Genomic DNA, 16,506 nt, shown 5'->3' with positions numbered 1-16,506 from the left:
GAAATAAATACGCCAGCCGGAGCTGGCGTGACAAGGGTGCAGCTTCCCACCGCTAGGGATTCAAAGATAAGCGGTAACTAATAAACACGGTTAGTAGCCACTTAACAGGTTTTGGGCGCGATAGGTATTCAGGCGGTTGCGCCAGCCAGGCAGCCATTTGGCTTCGCCACGTTCTGTCGGGGCGTTGGCGATGCGGCGCATCAGTACATTCTCTGCCGCGCGCGCAAATTCATCTAGCGCTTGCGGGCCTGCTGCGACCGGGTTCATGGCCTGCAAGACTTGCAACAGGCCCCAGCCTTGGCCGTTGTAGCGTTCGCTGGGGCTGGTGCCTTCGCCCTTGAAGTTGACGTAATCCAGCAACGGGTACAGCCCACTGGGTGATTTCTCCACTGCCTGGTAGTTTTGCAATACCCGGTCGCGGTCTTGTGGTGGCAGCTGGTTGAGCATCAGTGGTAGGGCGCGGGTCAGGCGCTCTGACATATAATTAGCCTGGATATTTTTGGTTTGTTCCAGAAAATTACGCAATTGCTGCATTTCTGTATCATTTTTGGCGCGCTCAAAAGCAGCTTTGTCAGGCCATGGCGCGGTACTGACCGTGCGGTTGGTGAGCCATTGAGGAAGTGGCACACCTTGCGCCTTGGTGTAATCGATCAGGCCGGGGAAAGTTTCGGTGTAAGGGCCGCGGTGGCCTGCCGGATACCAGATGAAATGGCCGATACCGAGGGAGGCAAACTCTTCGCGGTCGTTCCATACCACCAGCAGGGCGGGGTTGCCGCTGGTTTCGTTTTTGTACACTTTATCGGCAATCCAGTTCAAATCTTTGGCGGGAATGACGGTCGGTTGGGGTTGGGTTACCTGGGTCATTGGCGCGCAAGCAGACAGACCCAGACCCGCGACGACAGCCAGCGAAAGCAGTATTTTTTTCATGTTAAGCCCTATGGTTTCCTTCAAGTGAAAATATCGGTATCCGTTCCGAATACCCGCGTCAATGTATCCAGATAGAGCACTGGTTGTGCTGAAAGTTCCATTCATTGATCAATGCCGCTATTGTTGGGGTACAGGAAAGTTATATTACAAAGTAAGCCCAACACGCAGGAGAGAAGCATCATGAACGAGAAATTACAGCAACTGTTGCACGCGCTGGCAGCCGAGCGGGACGAGTTCCGTGCCGGTATGCATTTGCTGGGGATGGAAGCCAGGGAGGAATGGGAAAAGGCCGAAACCCAATGGGATAAGCTGCAAACGCGTATGCGCGACGCCGGTTACAAACTGCAACTGGAAACCCGGGATGAAATTCACGATCTGGGCGAAGGGGTCGACAAGCTCCAGCACCGGCTGAGTGACAAAATGACGGACTTGCGCACAGAAGTGGTGGAAGAGTTGCACGAGCTGGGTGAGGAACTGGCGGACTTGTACCAGAAAATCCGCGCACGTTTCAAATAAGGGGTGAACGGCTCGACAGAATAATGTGCTAGTGATGACTCCAACCAAGGGGCGAAGGCAGTGTATGCACAACATACGGGGTTGGCTGTATCAGGTGCTGGAAGCGCAAAAAGGGGGTAAATGGGGAAGGCTCATCAACCACGGCTTGTTAGCGCTGGTCGTGGTAAATGTGGTTGCGGTGGTGGTCGAATCCGAACATCGCGTTTATGTGGCGCATGAACAGTTGTTCGGGTGGCTGGAAGTCATTTCGGTGCTCATTTTCAGTGTTGAGTACGGTGTGCGGGCGTGGGTTTGTGTCGAGTCGGGTAACGTGGATTTCCAGCATCCGCTCACGGGGCGGGGGCGTTACCTGTTGTCACCGATGGCGCTGGTGGATTTGGTGGCTATCCTGCCGTTTTACCTGAGCTTTTTCTTCGGGGTGGCGGATTTGCGCATCCTGCGCAGCTTGCGGTTGTTGCGCCTGCTGAAGCTGACCCGTTATTCCCACTCACTGGAACTGCTGCTGGCGGTGCTGCGGCAGGAAGCTGAAAACCTGGTTTCAGCGTTGTTTATCCTTTGTATGCTGATACTGCTGGCAGCGACCGGCATTTACTTGGTGGAAGGGCATATACAGCCGGACAGGTTTGGCAGTATCCCGCGCGCCCTGTGGTGGTCAACCGTGACGTTGGCGACGGTCGGCTATGGTGATGTAGTCCCCGCTACTATCATCGGGAAATTATTCAGCGGCATGATTATCATCAGTGGCATTGCTGTCGCGGCCTTGCCAGCGGCTATCCTGGCTTCTGGCATGATCAATGAGCTGAAGCGGCGGCGGGAAAGCTTCCGCCGCGAACTGGTACGGGCGATGGAAGATGGCAGCCTGGATTTTGGCCGTTTGCGCTATCTGGAAAAGATGCGCGTCAAGATCGGCATCAGCCGCGCGGATGCCCGCTTGGTGTTTGAGGATGTCAAAGAGGAAATCCGCTTGCAGACTTACGTCAATTGCCCGCATTGCGCGCAGCCCATTGTGATTAAGCATCCTCCGGGGCAGATACAGGTGCGCCCCGGCAAGAAACAGCGTGACAAGGGCGGGGGCGGAATGCCTAAACTTTCTTGACGAATTCCGACTTCAGGCTCATTGCGCCGATGCCGTCAATCTTGCAGTCGATGTCGTGGTCGCCGTCGACCAGGCGGATATTTTTGACCTTGGTGCCGACTTTGACGACCAGTGAGGAGCCTTTCACTTTCAAGTCCTTGATGACGGTGACGGTATCGCCGTCTTGCAGGATATTGCCGTTGGCGTCCTTGATGAGGTGCTCGTCACTGCCGGTTTCTGCCGCTGCATCCTGTAGCCATTCGTGGCCGCATTCGGGGCAAACGTACATCGCGCCGTCTGCGTAGGTATATTCGGAATTGCATTGCGGGCAGTGGGGGAGGGTACTCATGGTTGTTCCAGGTTGTGCGAAGCAGCGTATGGTAACACCTTACGCTGCGGGCGGGTATCGCCGTTCAATCGCCGCCGAGGATAGGGTTGCGCTTCAGGGGTTCATGCAAGCCTGTACGGTAATCCTTGCGCATGTCGTCGAACAGGTTCTGGCTTATCCCGGTAATCAGCAGGAAACTTTCCAGTTGCGCCGCCAGCGTAAAGGAGTGATAGGATTTCTGCATGACCAGCAGCGAAAAGGCGGTTGCCGCGTTGATAGCCTGGATCGCATCCAGCGTTGCTTCCTGGTCGTCAACGTACATTTCCCCGAACAAGCGCACCAGCTCCGACTGGATTATGCCAATGGAAGCGCCCATGAATTCAACCGGTAGTTTTACCCGCACATGAATATCGCCCACCATGTACATTTTGCGGGTATAGGTGACATCAAAATCCGTATTGAAGAGTTCATGCACCCAGGCAAGGTGGGTTTGCTTCAGGTTCTCAATCTGATGGCCTTCCAGATATTCGTGCGCCTTGGCGATATTTTGCAGGCGGGAATAGAAATTGTGGGTGACACGTTGCAGACTGGGTATGACATCTTCATACATGCGGTGCAACAGGGAAATTTTTCTGGCGTCCAGCCCCGAAAACTGGCGGGCATACTCGCATAGCGATGACATATCAACGTTTTTTCGGGCGAATTCACTGAGTGCAGTCATGTCGAGGTTGTACATTGGATGGCTTCCTGATGGGTTGGGGAGAGGGGAAAGTAAACATGATGGGTAATACTTTATTCATTAGGCTTGTGCAAGAAATAACATCTTTGTCTTGCTGAAGTTTTGCAGCCCTGATTCGGCATATGGCCTTTCTGTGTATAATCCCGCTTTTGCTGTACCAATGCCCAAACCCCATGATACGGATCACCGAACTGCGTTTGCCGCTGGAACATCCTGCCGAAGCCCTGCCTGCCGCCATCACAGAGCGTTTGGGCATTGCGCCTGCTGGCCTGCTGGATTTCACTGTTTTCAAGCGTGGTTATGATGCCCGCAAGCGCGATGCCATCGTGCTGGTCTACACCATCGATGCGACGGTAACGGATGAAGCCGGAATACTGGCGAAATTCAACAAAGACCAGCACATTAATCCAGCACCGGATACCACATACAAATTCGTCGCCAATTTGCAGGGGCCGCCGGAAATACGCCCGGTCATCGTCGGCTTTGGCCCCTGCGGTATCATGGCCGGGCTGGTGCTGGCGCAAATGGGTTTCCGCCCCATCATCCTGGAACGTGGCAAAAAAGTGCGCGAGCGCACCAAGGATACCTGGGGTTTGTGGCGCAAGCACCAGCTCAACCCGGAATCCAACGTGCAATTTGGCGAAGGCGGTGCAGGCACTTTCTCCGATGGCAAGCTCTACAGCCAGATCAAGGACCCGAAGCACTACGGGCGCAAGGTGCTGGCCGAATTCGTCAAGGCAGGCGCGCCGGAAGAAATTCTCTACGTCAGCAAGCCGCACATCGGCACGTTCCGTCTGGTGAAGATGGTGGAAAACATTCGCCGTGAAATCGAAGCGCTGGGCGGCGAAATCCGTTTCCAGCAACAGGTGGCGGATGTGCTGATTGAAGACGGCCAACTACGTGGTGTAGTGCTGGCCAGTGGCGAACAAATCCGCACGGATCATGTGATTTTGGCGCTGGGGCATAGCGCCCGCGACACCTTCCAGATGCTGTTTGGGTGTGGGGTATTTATGGAAGCCAAGCCGTTCTCGGTCGGTTTCCGTATCGAACACCCGCAGACCCTGATCGATAAGGCACGTTTTGGCAAGTACGCTGGCAATGCACTGCTGGGGGCGGCGGATTACAAGATCGTACACCATGCCCAAAACGGGCGGTCGGTCTACAGTTTCTGCATGTGCCCTGGTGGACAGGTGGTGGCGGCAACTTCGGAACCGGGACGGGTCGTGACCAACGGCATGAGCCAGTATTCCCGCGCCGAACGCAACGCCAACGCCGGTATCGTGGTTGGCATTACCCCTGAGGATTACCCCGGCAACCCACTGGCAGGGCTGGAATTCCAGCGCCAGTGGGAATCCCGCGCCTATGAGCTTGGCGGCGGCAATTACGAAGCGCCGGGGCAACTGGTGGGCGATTTCATCAAGGGCATTCCATCTACCCAACTGGGTTCGGTGGAACCTTCCTACCAACCGGGCGTGCATCTGACGGATTTGGCAACGAGCCTACCCTATTACGCAATCGAAGCCATCCGTGAAGCCTTGCCTGCCTTTGAGCGCCAGATCAAGGGCTTCTCCATGTATGACGCAGTATTGACCGGGGTGGAAACGCGCACGTCTTCGCCCCTGCGCATTACCCGTGGGCAGGATATGCAGAGCCTGAATGTGAAAGGCTTATATCCGGCAGGCGAGGGGGCAGGTTATGCGGGCGGTATCCTGTCAGCGGGCGTGGATGGCATCCGAATTGCTGAAGCAGTGGCGGAAGCCATGCTGGGGAAAAATCCCCCCTAACCCCCCTTTTGCAAAGGGGGGAACAATAGGTGGGTACTTCCCAACTTCCCCCTTTGAAAAAGGGGGATTGAGGGGGATTTCCTTCCTTCGCCTTAAACTGTACTAAATTACTTGGTTTTAGGAGGCAGGAATGACAGCCATCGTCCGCACCAGCTGGCACAACGCAGAAGTTTTGCAAAACCACCCATGGACTGAGCGCTTGCTCAGCCTGCGCCTCAATGCCGAACCCATGCCATTCCAGGCGGGGCAATTCGTCACCCTGCGCCTGCTGGTGACACTGGATAATGGCGAAACCGAACTGGTGGCCAAATCCTATTCCCTAATCAATGCCCCGCACGAGCTGACCACGGAAATCTTCTACAACATCGTCCCCAACGGCAAGCTGTCGAATGCGCTGGCGCGCCTGCGCCCTGGTGATCAGCTGGAAATCTCCCAGCCAGCCAAAGGCTTTTTCGTGCTGGATGAAATTCCCGATGTACCCAACTTGTGGCTATTTGCCACTGGCACCGGTTTGGGGCCATACCTCTCCATCCTCAAAACAGAGGCGGCGTGGGAACGCTTCCGCCACATAACCCTGGTGCATGGCGTGCCATTGATGGAAGAACTGGCCTACGCCGACCTGATCCAGTCGTTTGCTGATCAGCACCCTGGGCAGTTCCGTTTCATTTCCTGCGTGACCCGCGAACCCAACCCGCAAGGGCTGGCAGGGCGCATCACCACCAACTTCGCTTTCGGTACGCTGGAAGAAGCCGCTGGCGTGACGATTTCCCCTGAAAACACCCACGTCATGCTCTGCGGCAACCACAACATGCTCAATGAAATGAAGGAACTGCTGGGGCAGCGCGGGCTACAGCGCCATTTGCGCCACAAACCGGGGCATATCACCACGGAACAGTATTTTTAAAGTCGTAATCTGGGTTCAAGCTATGTAAAATTAGCCGCTTCACTGTGACAGGGTTACGGATAAACAACAGGCATGAACCCGGATTTTCTTGATTTTGAACAACCTATCGCCGAATTGCAGGCGAAAATCGAAGAACTGCGTTACGTCGGTGACGCTGAAATTAACCTGAGCGAAGAAATCGGCAAGTTAGAAGAAAAGGCCAATTCGCTGACCCGTTCGATCTTTTCCAAACTGACGCCACGGCAGATTTCCCAGCTTGCCCGTCATCCCAAACGCCCCTACACGCTGGATCTGATCAAATACCTGTTCACTGATTTCCAGGAACTGCATGGCGACCGCGCCTTTGCCGATGACAAGGCCATTATCGGCGGTGTGGCGCGTTTTCGCGGCCAGTCAGTCGTAGTGATTGGCCACCAGAAAGGCCGCGACACCAACGAAAACATCAAGCGCAACTTCGGGATGCCACGCCCGGAAGGTTACCGCAAGGCATTGCGCCTGATGCGTCTGGCTGAGAAATTCCACCTGCCTGTCATCACCTTCATCGACACTCCTGGCGCTTACCCCGGCATCGGCGCGGAAGAGCGTGGCCAAAGCGAAGCCATCGCCCGTAACCTGTACGAAATGGCTAAGTTACGCACCCCCATCATCTGCACGGTAGTCGGCGAAGGCGGCTCCGGCGGCGCGCTGGCAATTGGCGTCGGCGACCGGGTGATGATGCTGCAATACGCCACCTACTCGGTCATTTCCCCGGAAGGTTGTGCCTCTATCTTGTGGAAAAGTGCGGACAAGGCTGCCGATGCCGCCGATGCCATGGGCATCACCGCTGACCGCCTGAAATCCCTCGGCCTGATTGACCAGATCATCCCCGAACCACTCGGTGGCGCGCATCGCGATATGGAAGCCGCCGCCCGCAACATCGGCGCAGCGTTGGAAACCAGTCTGCGCGAACTGAAAGCGATGAACGTCGACAAACTGCTGGACAAGCGTTACCAGCGCATCATGGGCTTCGGCCAGTTCGAGGAATAAAGGTGGGCGGATGCACAACGCCCCGACTGACCATCTGCTGACATTCTTCCGGCAATACCCTGCCCCTGCCTACCTGATCGGGTACAGCGGGGGAATGGATTCCCACGTCCTTCTGCACGCCTGTTCCCTGTTGCAACGGCAGTTGCCACACCTGAAATTCCGTGCCGTGCACATTGATCATGGCTTGCAAGCAGTTTCCGCCAGCTGGGCGTTGCATTGTCAGGGCGTATGCGAGCGGTTGGAGATGCCTTTGCTGGTGGAACACCTACATCTGGCGGCTCCAGCGGGGAAAAGCGTGGAAGCAGTGGCGCGCGAAGCCCGTTACGCAACTTTCAGCCGTCATCTGCAAGCCAGGGAAATTCTGTTGACAGCGCATCACCAGCAGGATCAGGCCGAAACCCTGTTGCTGCATCTGCTGCGCGGTAGCGGCGTGGATGGGCTGGCGGCAATGCCGCAAGTGCGCCCGTTCGCGCCCGGCAGTCTGGGGCGTCCGCTGCTGGCGTGCAGCCGTCCGGAATTGCAGGATTACGCCCAGCGTCACCAACTGGATTACATCGACGACCCCAGCAATCTGGATCGGCGTTTCGACCGCAATTTCCTGCGCCATCAAGTCGTGCCGGTGTTGCAGCAGCGTTGGCCTGCCATGCAGAAAACCCTGGCGCGCGCTGCCCAGTTACAGGCCGAAAGCCGCCAGTTGTTGTCCGGTTTCCTGCAACCTAAACTGGCAGACATGCAGGGAAACCAGCCCAATACCTTGTCGGTCAGCCGCTTGCTGGGTCAGGATACCGCTATGCAGAAAGCCTTGGTGCGCGAATGGCTGGCGGGGCAGGGTTTCCAGATGCCGGAGGAAAAAAAGCTGCTGCATGTGTTGCATGACGTGCTGCTGAGCAGCTCTGACGCCATGCCTTGTGTGCATTGGGAGGGCTGCGAAATCCGCCGCTATCGTGATGATGTGTATGCCTTGCAACCCCCGCTGCCACATGACTCCACACAAATACTGGAATGGGATGTCACTCAGCCACTGGTCATCCCTTCCTTGCAGCGCACACTGTCACCAGCGCTATTGGGCGGCTGGCAAAAACACGTGCAGGAGAACCCGGCAACCGTTACCGTCCGCTTCCGTCAGGGCGGAGAATCGGTGTGGTTACCGCACCGGGGCGGGCATCATTCCCTCAAACACCTGTTGCAGGAGGCGGGGGTAGCACCCTGGGAGCGTGAGCGTTTACCCCTGATCCATGTCGGCGAACAGCTGGTGATTATCCCCGGTGTCCTGCATGTCCAACCCAAGGGGCAAGATTGAATGGATGACGAAAACTGGATGCGCCATGCCCTGCAACTGGCGGAACGAGCCTGGAAGCAGGGGGAAGTGCCGGTAGGTGCCGTGGTGGTGCGCGACGGGCAAATCCTGGGGGAGGGCTGGAACCAGCCGATTACCCTGCATGACCCTTCTGCCCACGCCGAAATGCAGGCGCTACGGGCAGCAGGTATCCACGACATCAACTACCGCCTGCCCGGCACAACCCTGTATGTCACGCTGGAGCCTTGCCTGATGTGTGTGGGTGCAATGCTGCACGCGCGGGTGGAACGGGTGGTATTTGGTGCCTATGACCCGAAAACCGGGGCGGCGGGCAGCGCGTTTGACCTGTTGCAGGATACCCGCCACTACCACAAGGTAGCAGCGGTGCAAGGGGGCGTATTGCAGGAAGAATGCGCTGCCTTGTTGCAGGCATTCTTCCGCGAACGGCGCACGGCAGCTTCAGCCGCCAAACAGGGCATTCAACAAACGCCGCCACCAAGGTAAGGAGGAGGAACTTGTGCCTGAACTGCTGCTGGAGGAACCCGCCCCGGATGTCGTGGGGTTTGAGGTGCTGGTCGGCGGCGTGGAAGGCGTAGGCGTACTGGTCGGCGGCGCTGGTGTCGTGGGGGGCGTAGGAGTGGGCGCGGGCGTTGCTTCGGTCGTCACGTTGGAGCCTACGGCATGAGGCGTTGCCTGCGTACCGCCATTGGCAAAACTGATGATCTGCTCGACGATAGCTGCCAGTGGCGCACGCTGCCTGCTGGATGCCTGTTTCGCTGCCGCGCGCCAGGAACTGGGAACCGCGCTGCCTTGCGCCCAGGAGCCGGTGGCTTGTGACTCGTAAGACGTGGCGGCGTGCGAACCCTTGCCCGGTGTCCACAGGAAATCCGGGTGCTTGTTGGTATACCATTCGCCGCCGATGATGTTGTTGGAAGCATCCAGCTCCAGATCGTAGTAATACGTCACTTCCTGGATGGCATCATGGCTGGGGCTGTCGGTTTCTGCCTGACTGGGGCGGGTTTCCACCACGTAGGAAACATCCATGCGCACGCCGACCACCGATTTGGCTGACGAACCACGGAAAGAACGGAACTTGTCGCTGGTGAACGCCGCCATGCTGACAGTCGCTTCCGCCAGGGTGCTGGCGTAAACCATTTTCTGCGGGTTGAAATAGACATACTTGTAGGCATAGACCGGCTGGTTCCACACTTCATAGTCGAAGGTAACGTCCATCACCATGCTGCGCGGGGCTGAGCCAATCTGGTTGACCATGGATTGATGCCAAGTGCCGGGGTTGGTGTCGAAACACTGGCTGGACTTGACGCGCCCGGTGGCCGGGTCGGTTGGCGGAGCCTTGTCATTGCAACGCCCACCGATGAAGCGGTTACGGCTGGGGGCTTTTGCCCACAGCAGCGAACCCAGCGCCTTGATGTCGGAGGGGTAAAACTTGATGGAAACATTGTCCGGCGTTTTCAGGGTCACGCTTTTGGTGGGGCGCGCCAGCATGTAGGCGGCAGGTGCCCAGCCGTGGCAGATGCCCATCCAGGATTCCACGGAACCGTACTTGTCGTAATAGCCTTTGCCTTCCAGCCACATTGCCATGGTCAGGGAAAAACTGCTGTCACCAACCAAAGCATCGTATTTTTCCGCCGGGGAAAGCTGGTTGATTTTGCTGGCATTGCCGCTGGCCAGGATGGTGGCGGCGGGGTGATTGCGGATGTAATCGGAGTTTTCCTTCCAGTCGGAAGATTCAGGGAAATTGGGGTCAGCATAGCGTGCGCCCAAAATACCTTTGTAAATGCCCCAGTAATCATCTGACCAGGGCGACTCCGCCAGGGTGGCTTTCATCAGCCCGGCAGCTTCCATCTGGTCGAGTCGGGTGTATTTCAGGGCGTCGACGAGATCGGCAGGCTTGTCGTTGGAACCGATGGCCGCGCGGGTGGAAACGCCGCCCGGTTCACCTGCATCAGGTTGCAGGATGTGCATACGCTGGGTGTCATGCGCGTCGATAAAGCTCAGGTCGTCGATAGCTTCGGCGGAAAACAGCGTCACACCCTCGACCGGGTTGCCTTGGGTATCCCGTTTCGGTGGTTGGCGGTTCATGAAACTTACCGGGTCGGCAACAAACTCGGCCAGATCAGCATTGACCTGATGTTCGATGGTGTCAGACATTTGGTTTCTCCTTGTCCTCGCAGTGAGTGCCTTGGGTCGGTGAAGATGGATGGTGGGGCTGTTATTCTGCCACTGAGTATAGTTCGCCCGTATAATTTAGGGCAGAAATTGCCAGTTGTCGAAAAACGCCGCCTGCCCCCGGTAATTGCCGCTTTCATCCCGCAGGTTCCAGACGATGGCGTCGCGGATCAGGAAGCGCTGGCCAGTACTGGCGATGCGCACCCCGCTGTAGTTGTCGATATAGCCTTGCCGGTTGACGGTTTGTAGCAGATGTTCGCGTTCTTCCCGCGCCAGTGGTTCGGCGGAATAGCGGGAGGGGAGTTGGGTCAGGGTTTCCCAGTCCATGGCAAACAGTTCCAGCGCCTTCTGGTTGCCATAGGTAAATATAGGATCAGCGTTAGTGTTGTGCGAGAGTAAGACGACGGGGGCTTCCCACAAGGCGCGGGCGGTGGTCTCTCCTTCCCAGCCCAAGCCGGACAGATTGCGCCCAACGTAGTGGTGGAAGCTGCTGTGCAAGAGGTGCAAGTGGCCAGCTAGGTACTGGTTGTCGGCGGAGGGGGTGGGGAAATAGTCCATGGCTATCCTCGATGAGCGGATCCGGGCAGCAGTTACACACTTGCCAGATTTCCTTTTGTTTCTAGCCACTGCTTACGGTCACCAGAACGCTTTTTCGCCAGCAGCATGTCCATCACCAGGTCGGCGGCGTCGCTGTCGTCGATGCTCAATTGCACCAGGCGGCGGGTGTCGGGGGAAATGGTGGTTTCGCGCAGTTGCAGCGGGTTCATTTCGCCCAAGCCTTTGAAGCGGGTAACGGTCGGCGTGCCGCGTTTCTTTTCGGCGACGATAATGTCGAGGCGTGCCTGCTTTTCGGCTTCATCCAGTGCGTAATAGACTTCCTTGCCGATGTCGATGCGGTACAGCGGCGGCATGGCGACAAAGACGTGACCGGCAGCCACCAGCGGGCGGAAGTGTTTCACAAACAGGGCGCACAGCAGGGTGGCGATGTGCGCACCGTCCGAATCCGCATCAGCGAGAATGCACACCTTGCCGTAGCGTAGCTGGCTCAAATCCACGTTACCCGGCTCTACGCCGATGGCGACGGAAATGTCGTGGACTTCCTGTGAGGCCAGCACCTGCTCCGGGTCGACTTCCCAGGTGTTCAGGATTTTGCCGCGCAGGGGCATGATGGCCTGGAATTCGCGGTCACGCGCCTGCTTGGCCGAGCCGCCTGCGGAGTCGCCTTCCACCAGGAACAGTTCGGTGCGGCTGGTGTCCTGCGAGGAACAATCTGCCAGTTTGCCGGGCAGGGCGGGGCCAGCGGTGACTTTCTTGCGCACGACCTTTTTGCTGGCGCGCATCCGGCGGCCTGCGTTGCTGATCGCCATTTGTGCCAACTGGTCGCCGATGTCGGTGTGCTGGTTGAGGTAGAGGCTGAAAGCGTCCTTGATCGAGCCGCTGACGAAGCTGGCGGCTTCACGCGACGACAAGCGTTCCTTGGTTTGCCCGGCGAACTGCGGTTCCTGCATTTTGAAGGAGAGCACGAAGGCAATGTTGTCCCACACGTCATCCGGCGTCAGTTTGAGGCCGCGCGGCAACAGATTGCGGAATTCGCAGTATTCGCGCAAGGCGTCGGTCACGCCGGTACGCAGGCCGTTGACATGCGTGCCGCCCTGCACGGTGGGGATCAGGTTGACGTAGCTTTCCTGCACCGCTTCGCCGCCTTCCGGCAGCCACACCAGCGCCCAGTCGAGGGCTTCGCGCGGGGAAGATAGTGAGCCGGTGAAAGGGTCTTCCGGCAGGGTAATGTATTCGTTGACCGCATCGCGCAGGTAGTCACGCAGGCCGTTTTCGTAGTACCACTCGGTAACATCCGGTTCCTGCCCGGATGCGTCGGTGAAGCGGATGCGCAGGCCGGGGCACAGCACCGCTTTGGCGCGCAGGTTGTGCTTGAGGCGGTTGACGGCGAATTTCACCGTGTCGAAGTATTTTGCATCCGGCCAGAAATGCACGGTGGTGCCAGTATCGCGTTTGGCAGTTTTACCGGCAATTTCCAGTTCGCTGGCCTTGTTGCCGTCGGCGAATGTCATGTTGTAAATCTGCCCGTCGCGCTTGATGCTGACTTCCAACTTGCGGGAAAGGGCATTAACTACCGATACGCCCACACCGTGTAGGCCGCCGGAGAACTGGTAGTTCTGGTCGGAAAACTTGCCGCCTGCGTGCAGGGTGCAGAGGATGACTTCGATACCTGGTATCCCTTGCTGGGGGTGAATGTCGACCGGCATCCCGCGCCCGTTGTCGGTGACGGAAAGCGAGCCGTCGGCGTGCAGGGTTACGTCGATCTGGTTGGCGTGCCCGGCGAGGGCTTCGTCCACGCTGTTGTCGATCACTTCCTGCGCCAGATGGTTGGGGCGGGTGGTGTCGGTGTACATGCCGGGGCGCTTGCGTACCGGGTCAAGGCCGGTGAGGACTTCAATGGCGGAGGCGTCGTAGGTGTTGTTGCTCATTGTTTTCGTCGGTTCTGTCTGGATGCGCGTCAAAATAGCGGCTTAGGGGGCTGGCGTAAAGTGCCGTAAGCCTGATAGGCAGCAAATATGCCATAATGCCGATATTCCACCCATCTGGAAAAACGGAATGACAGTGCCTGCCCAAACCGGCTACATCTTTCTCAGCTACAGCCGTACCGACAAGAACGTGGCTGCAATGCTCCGTTCCCGGCTGATTGACGCTGGCTTCAAGGTTTTCCGCGACGAAGAATCCATCCGCATCGGCGATAACTGGCTGCAAAGCTTGCAGACTGCGGTACAAGGCTGTTCCGCCTTCGTGCTGCTGGTCGGGCGCGATGGCGTGCAGCAACAACGCTGGGTGGGGGCGGAAGTCGAAGTGGCCCTCAGCCGCAAGCTGTCGCCGCATGATGACCGCGAACGCCTGCCGGTTTTCCCCGTCTTGCTTCCAGACGCGGCGTTGGATGACCTGCCGGTATTCTTGCAACAAATCCAGTCGATGGTCTGGCATCCCGACAGCGAATTGCCGCAAGCCTTGCTGGAGGCGTTGCAGGCGCAAACCTCCCTGCAAACCGCGCCGCCGTTGTTGAAGGGCGAACCCTACCGTGGCCTGAGCTATTTCCGCCGCGAAGACGCCGACCGCTTTTTCGGGCGGCATGAGGAAGTGCTGCAAGCCCTGCGCGGCCTGGGTTTCGCCGAAGACCTGACGCCGGAAACTTCCGCCCAGCCGCATTCGCGTTACTACCGCTGGCTGCAAATTCACGCCGCCAGTGGCGCAGGCAAGTCGTCGCTGGTACGTGCCGGGTTGTTGCCGAAGATCGAGCAGGGGCTGCTGTGGCGGCGCACCGGTTATGCCGGTTGGAACATCCTCGAACCGATGATGCCGGGTGAAAAGCCGGTGGAGATGCTGGCGGAAAAGTTGGCGAAGGCGTTTCCGCAAAACGACATGGATGCGTGGCTGGGCAAACTCAACCAACCTGACAAACCGTCGGCGCTGGCGTATGCGCTGCGTCCGTTGCTGCCTGCGGGCAAGGCGGCGCTGCTGGTGGTCGACCAGTTCGAGGAGCTGTTCACGCTGGCGAAGGATGCCGAGCGCAGCCAGTTCGACCGCCTGCTGGCGGCGGCGCTGGCCGACCCGGACTGCCCGCTGTTCCTGATCAGCACCATCCGTTCGGATTTCCTCGACCGGTTTGAATACCTGCCGGAACTGCTGCGGCTGTATAACACGCACAAGAGCGACTACCTGCTGCCGACCATCTCCGAGGCCGGTTTGCGCGAACTGATCGTGTATCCGGCGCGGCTGGCGGGTTTGCAGGTCGATGCCGATCTGGTGGAAGCCATTGTGCATGACGCGCGTGACGAACCGGGCGCGTTGCCGCTGGTGGAAAGCGCCCTGGCGGAATTGTGGAACGACGCGCAGGCGCACGGCAGCCAGCGGCTGAGCAAGGCGTATTACGCGCAGCATAACGGTGTGGTCGGGATGCTGGCGAAACAGGCGGATGCGCTGATCGGCAGTCTGGGCGAACGCGGGCGCAAACAGGCGCTCAACCTGCTGCTGGCGCTGACGCGCATCAACGAGGGCGGGCGGCATACGCGGCGGCGGCTGGCGCGGGCGGATGCGGTGCATGAAGCGGGCGGCGGCGAGCGCGGCGAACAGGTGATATTGACGCTGGCGGGTGAACGGGTGCGGCAGGGCGGTGGCGCGGTGGGCGGGCCGTTGCGGCTGATTGTGACGGATGGGGAGAAATCCCCCTCAGTCCCCCTTTTGCAAAGGGGGAAGCAAGAGGGTGTTATCTGGCGAGTTGGGCGGAAACTGGGTCTGCTCCCCTCCTTTGAAAAAGGAGGGGTTGGGGGAGGATTTTCTTCTGTCGAACTTGTCCACGAAATGCTGGTGCGTCCCAGTGGCCGCAAGGATGAACAGGGCCGTACCATCGGCTATTGGCCGACGCTGTACGACTACGTGTTCGCCAACCGTGACCGCGATTACCAGCGCCAGCAGTTGCAGGTGGATGCGCAACGCTGGCGGGAACGCTCACGGCTGGGGCGCTGGTTCGGGCTGGCGGGGTGGCGTGACTTGCGGGTGTTCGGCAAGCTGCGGCCACGGCCTGAGAGTGTGGAAGGGCGGTATTTGCGACGTAGCCGCTGGGTGGCGTGGGCGCAAACCTCGCTGCTGGTGGGTATTTTAGGTGTGCTGGCTCATTCGGCCTGGTGGGCGGACGAGAACAAACTGCCGTTCAGTTATGCGTTGATCAAGCCATTGTGGGAACTGGGTTATGCGCCACCCTTGCCAGAAATGGTTGAAATCATCAAGCCGGGGCAGGAGGCAACGTTTACGATGGGCTGTGTGGACGGGCGCGACAATGTGAAGGGCTTGGGCAAATGTGCAGATTACTTCATGGAGGCAACACCTCATGAGGTTACGCTGACCAAACCTTTCCAGCTTGGTAAATATGAACTCACTTTCATGCAATATGACTACTACGTGTGGGATCAGCAGCGGCAGGGAAAGCAGGTTGATTATCCACCGGATGCGGGTTATGGCCGTTTCAGCAAACCGGCCATCAATGTCAGTTGGGACGATGCCACGGCTTATGCGGAGTGGTTGAAGGAACGCACAGGCCAAGCTTACCGTTTACCTACCGAAGCTGAATGGGAGTATGCCGCCCGCGCCGGGACGGATACCGCCTATCCGTGGGGGGGTAACGCCAACTGTGATGATTTTTCCTGCAAGGATACTAACCCCAATACGGCTCCGGTCGGTAGTTTCCCGGCCAGCCCGTTCGGCTTGTATGATATGCATGGCAATGTGTGGGAGTGGTGTCAGGATGTGTATGGTGCGTATCCGGCGGAGCCGGTCAGAAACCCGCAGGGTTCTCCTGTAAGTTCTTTTGATAGCACTTTTGATGGCATTAACCGTGTGATTCGCGGTGGCTCGTTGGACCACGGACCGAGGATCGTGCGTTCTGCCAACCGTCTCAGGGGCGCGCCGGACAACCGGGTCAGCTACGTGGGTTTCCGGCTCGCCAAAGGTCGATAGACCGTTGCTCAGGGTGGCGGAGCCGCAGACTGCCGGAGGCAGCTCTTGTGGTGCGGGCAGCGTAGCCAAATGCAGGGGCGTGTCGAGCAGCCCCAGCGTTTGGTGGAGCAGACCGCGCCACTCTTCGGGGTGCAGGGGCAGCGCCCCTGCCGCCGTCAGGCGGCGTTATGCTATGCTTGAGGTTCAACAGAGGAACTATC

The 16,506-nt window shown here is 58.3% G+C and carries 15 protein-coding genes; 9 read left to right on the top strand and 6 right to left on the bottom strand.

The genetic code is table 11. The features are described 5' to 3' along the window. Positions 1–90: 90 nt before the first annotated feature. Complete coding sequence (locus THINI_RS07570) at positions 91–927, bottom strand: hypothetical protein (protein WP_002708042.1); 837 nt, start codon at positions 925–927, stop codon at positions 91–93. 180 nt (positions 928–1,107) lie between these two features. Here THINI_RS07570 and THINI_RS07565 point away from each other — a divergent pair, with 180 nt between their 5' ends. Together THINI_RS07565 and THINI_RS07560 are read left to right on the top strand one after the other, a co-directional pair. Beyond that, positions 1,108–1,443, top strand: a complete 336-nt coding sequence (locus tag THINI_RS07565; RefSeq protein ID WP_002708041.1) for a hypothetical protein — start codon at positions 1,108–1,110, stop codon at positions 1,441–1,443. A 64-nt stretch (positions 1,444–1,507) separates the two neighbouring features. Then, complete coding sequence (locus tag THINI_RS07560) at positions 1,508–2,539, top strand: potassium channel family protein (RefSeq protein WP_002708040.1); 1,032 nt, start codon at positions 1,508–1,510, stop codon at positions 2,537–2,539. Here the strand turns inward: THINI_RS07560 and THINI_RS07555 are convergent. Further along, entirely contained in the window at positions 2,526–2,867 is a 342-nt protein-coding gene (locus THINI_RS07555; RefSeq protein ID WP_002708039.1) for a zinc ribbon domain-containing protein YjdM, read from the bottom strand. The genes THINI_RS07560 and THINI_RS07555 overlap by 14 nt on opposite strands. A 64-nt stretch (positions 2,868–2,931) precedes the next feature. Further along, positions 2,932–3,582: a protoglobin domain-containing protein gene (locus THINI_RS07550; protein WP_002708038.1), complete on the bottom strand. Its 651-nt coding sequence runs from the start codon at positions 3,580–3,582 to the stop codon at positions 2,932–2,934. A 176-nt stretch (positions 3,583–3,758) separates the two neighbouring features. On the opposite strand from THINI_RS07550, the gene THINI_RS07545 reads away from it, so the two are divergent. The 5 genes from THINI_RS07545 to tadA all read left to right on the top strand — a co-directional run bounded on the left by THINI_RS07545 (position 3,759) and on the right by tadA (position 9,100). Beyond that, positions 3,759–5,369 (top strand): NAD(P)/FAD-dependent oxidoreductase, encoded by a 1,611-nt coding sequence (locus tag THINI_RS07545; RefSeq protein ID WP_040840274.1) that lies wholly within the window; start codon positions 3,759–3,761, stop codon positions 5,367–5,369. 130 nt (positions 5,370–5,499) lie between these two features. Next, entirely contained in the window at positions 5,500–6,273 is a 774-nt protein-coding gene (locus tag THINI_RS07540) for a ferredoxin--NADP reductase (RefSeq protein ID WP_002708036.1), read from the top strand. Positions 6,274–6,345: 72 nt separating this feature from the next. Continuing rightward, positions 6,346–7,299, top strand: coding sequence for an acetyl-CoA carboxylase carboxyltransferase subunit alpha (locus THINI_RS07535; RefSeq protein ID WP_002708035.1), 954 nt, complete (start codon positions 6,346–6,348; stop codon positions 7,297–7,299). A 10-nt stretch (positions 7,300–7,309) separates the two neighbouring features. Continuing rightward, the gene (tilS, locus tag THINI_RS07530) at positions 7,310–8,599 is read left to right on the top strand and encodes a tRNA lysidine(34) synthetase TilS (RefSeq protein WP_002708034.1); all 1,290 of its coding nucleotides are present in this window, start codon (positions 7,310–7,312) and stop codon (positions 8,597–8,599) included. Further along, positions 8,600–9,100 (top strand): tRNA adenosine(34) deaminase TadA, encoded by a 501-nt coding sequence (gene tadA, locus THINI_RS07525; protein ID WP_002708033.1) that lies wholly within the window; start codon positions 8,600–8,602, stop codon positions 9,098–9,100. Here the strand turns inward: tadA and THINI_RS07520 are convergent. From THINI_RS07520 to parE, 3 genes are all read right to left on the bottom strand, one after another. Next, positions 9,056–10,768, bottom strand: coding sequence for a hypothetical protein (locus tag THINI_RS07520; RefSeq protein WP_002708032.1), 1,713 nt, complete (start codon positions 10,766–10,768; stop codon positions 9,056–9,058). The two genes, tadA and THINI_RS07520, sit on opposite strands and share 45 nt — an antisense overlap. A 96-nt stretch (positions 10,769–10,864) precedes the next feature. Further along, positions 10,865–11,344, bottom strand: a complete 480-nt coding sequence (locus tag THINI_RS07515) for an MEKHLA domain-containing protein (protein WP_002708031.1) — start codon at positions 11,342–11,344, stop codon at positions 10,865–10,867. A gap of 32 nt (positions 11,345–11,376) precedes the next feature. Next, complete coding sequence (parE, locus tag THINI_RS07510) at positions 11,377–13,272, bottom strand: DNA topoisomerase IV subunit B (RefSeq protein WP_002708030.1); 1,896 nt, start codon at positions 13,270–13,272, stop codon at positions 11,377–11,379. 127 nt (positions 13,273–13,399) lie between these two features. Here parE and THINI_RS23255 point away from each other — a divergent pair, with 127 nt between their 5' ends. After that, on the top strand, positions 13,400–16,306 hold the full coding sequence (locus THINI_RS23255) for an nSTAND1 domain-containing NTPase (RefSeq protein WP_002708029.1): 2,907 nt from the start codon (positions 13,400–13,402) through the stop codon (positions 16,304–16,306). Positions 16,307–16,351: 45 nt separating this feature from the next. Further along, on the top strand, positions 16,352–16,486 hold the full coding sequence (locus THINI_RS26975) for a hypothetical protein (RefSeq protein WP_281054669.1): 135 nt from the start codon (positions 16,352–16,354) through the stop codon (positions 16,484–16,486). Positions 16,487–16,506 lie beyond the last annotated feature (20 nt).

The sequence above is a fragment of the Thiothrix nivea DSM 5205 genome, assembly GCF_000260135.1.
Classification (GTDB): domain Bacteria; phylum Pseudomonadota; class Gammaproteobacteria; order Thiotrichales; family Thiotrichaceae; genus Thiothrix; species Thiothrix nivea.
Note: the sequence above shows the minus strand (reverse complement) of the source record. Positions and strands in the feature narration are given on the sequence as shown.

Bases quoted from the DNA above. Each gene is read 5' to 3' on its own strand.
- THINI_RS07570 (WP_002708042.1), bottom strand. From the start codon at position 927: ATGAAAAAAATACTGCTTTCGCTGGCTGTCGTCGCGGGTCTGGGTCTG.
- THINI_RS07565 (WP_002708041.1), top strand. From the start codon at position 1,108: ATGAACGAGAAATTACAGCAACTGTTGCACGCGCTGGCAGCCGAGCGG.
- THINI_RS07560 (WP_002708040.1), top strand. From the start codon at position 1,508: ATGCACAACATACGGGGTTGGCTGTATCAGGTGCTGGAAGCGCAAAAA.
- THINI_RS07555 (WP_002708039.1), bottom strand. From the start codon at position 2,867: ATGAGTACCCTCCCCCACTGCCCGCAATGCAATTCCGAATATACCTAC.
- THINI_RS07550 (WP_002708038.1), bottom strand. From the start codon at position 3,582: ATGTACAACCTCGACATGACTGCACTCAGTGAATTCGCCCGAAAAAAC.
- THINI_RS07545 (WP_040840274.1), top strand. From the start codon at position 3,759: ATGATACGGATCACCGAACTGCGTTTGCCGCTGGAACATCCTGCCGAA.
- THINI_RS07540 (WP_002708036.1), top strand. From the start codon at position 5,500: ATGACAGCCATCGTCCGCACCAGCTGGCACAACGCAGAAGTTTTGCAA.
- THINI_RS07535 (WP_002708035.1), top strand. From the start codon at position 6,346: ATGAACCCGGATTTTCTTGATTTTGAACAACCTATCGCCGAATTGCAG.
- tilS (WP_002708034.1), top strand. From the start codon at position 7,310: ATGCACAACGCCCCGACTGACCATCTGCTGACATTCTTCCGGCAATAC.
- tadA (WP_002708033.1), top strand. From the start codon at position 8,600: ATGGATGACGAAAACTGGATGCGCCATGCCCTGCAACTGGCGGAACGA.
- THINI_RS07520 (WP_002708032.1), bottom strand. From the start codon at position 10,768: ATGTCTGACACCATCGAACATCAGGTCAATGCTGATCTGGCCGAGTTT.
- THINI_RS07515 (WP_002708031.1), bottom strand. From the start codon at position 11,344: ATGGACTATTTCCCCACCCCCTCCGCCGACAACCAGTACCTAGCTGGC.
- parE (WP_002708030.1), bottom strand. From the start codon at position 13,272: ATGAGCAACAACACCTACGACGCCTCCGCCATTGAAGTCCTCACCGGC.
- THINI_RS23255 (WP_002708029.1), top strand. From the start codon at position 13,400: ATGACAGTGCCTGCCCAAACCGGCTACATCTTTCTCAGCTACAGCCGT.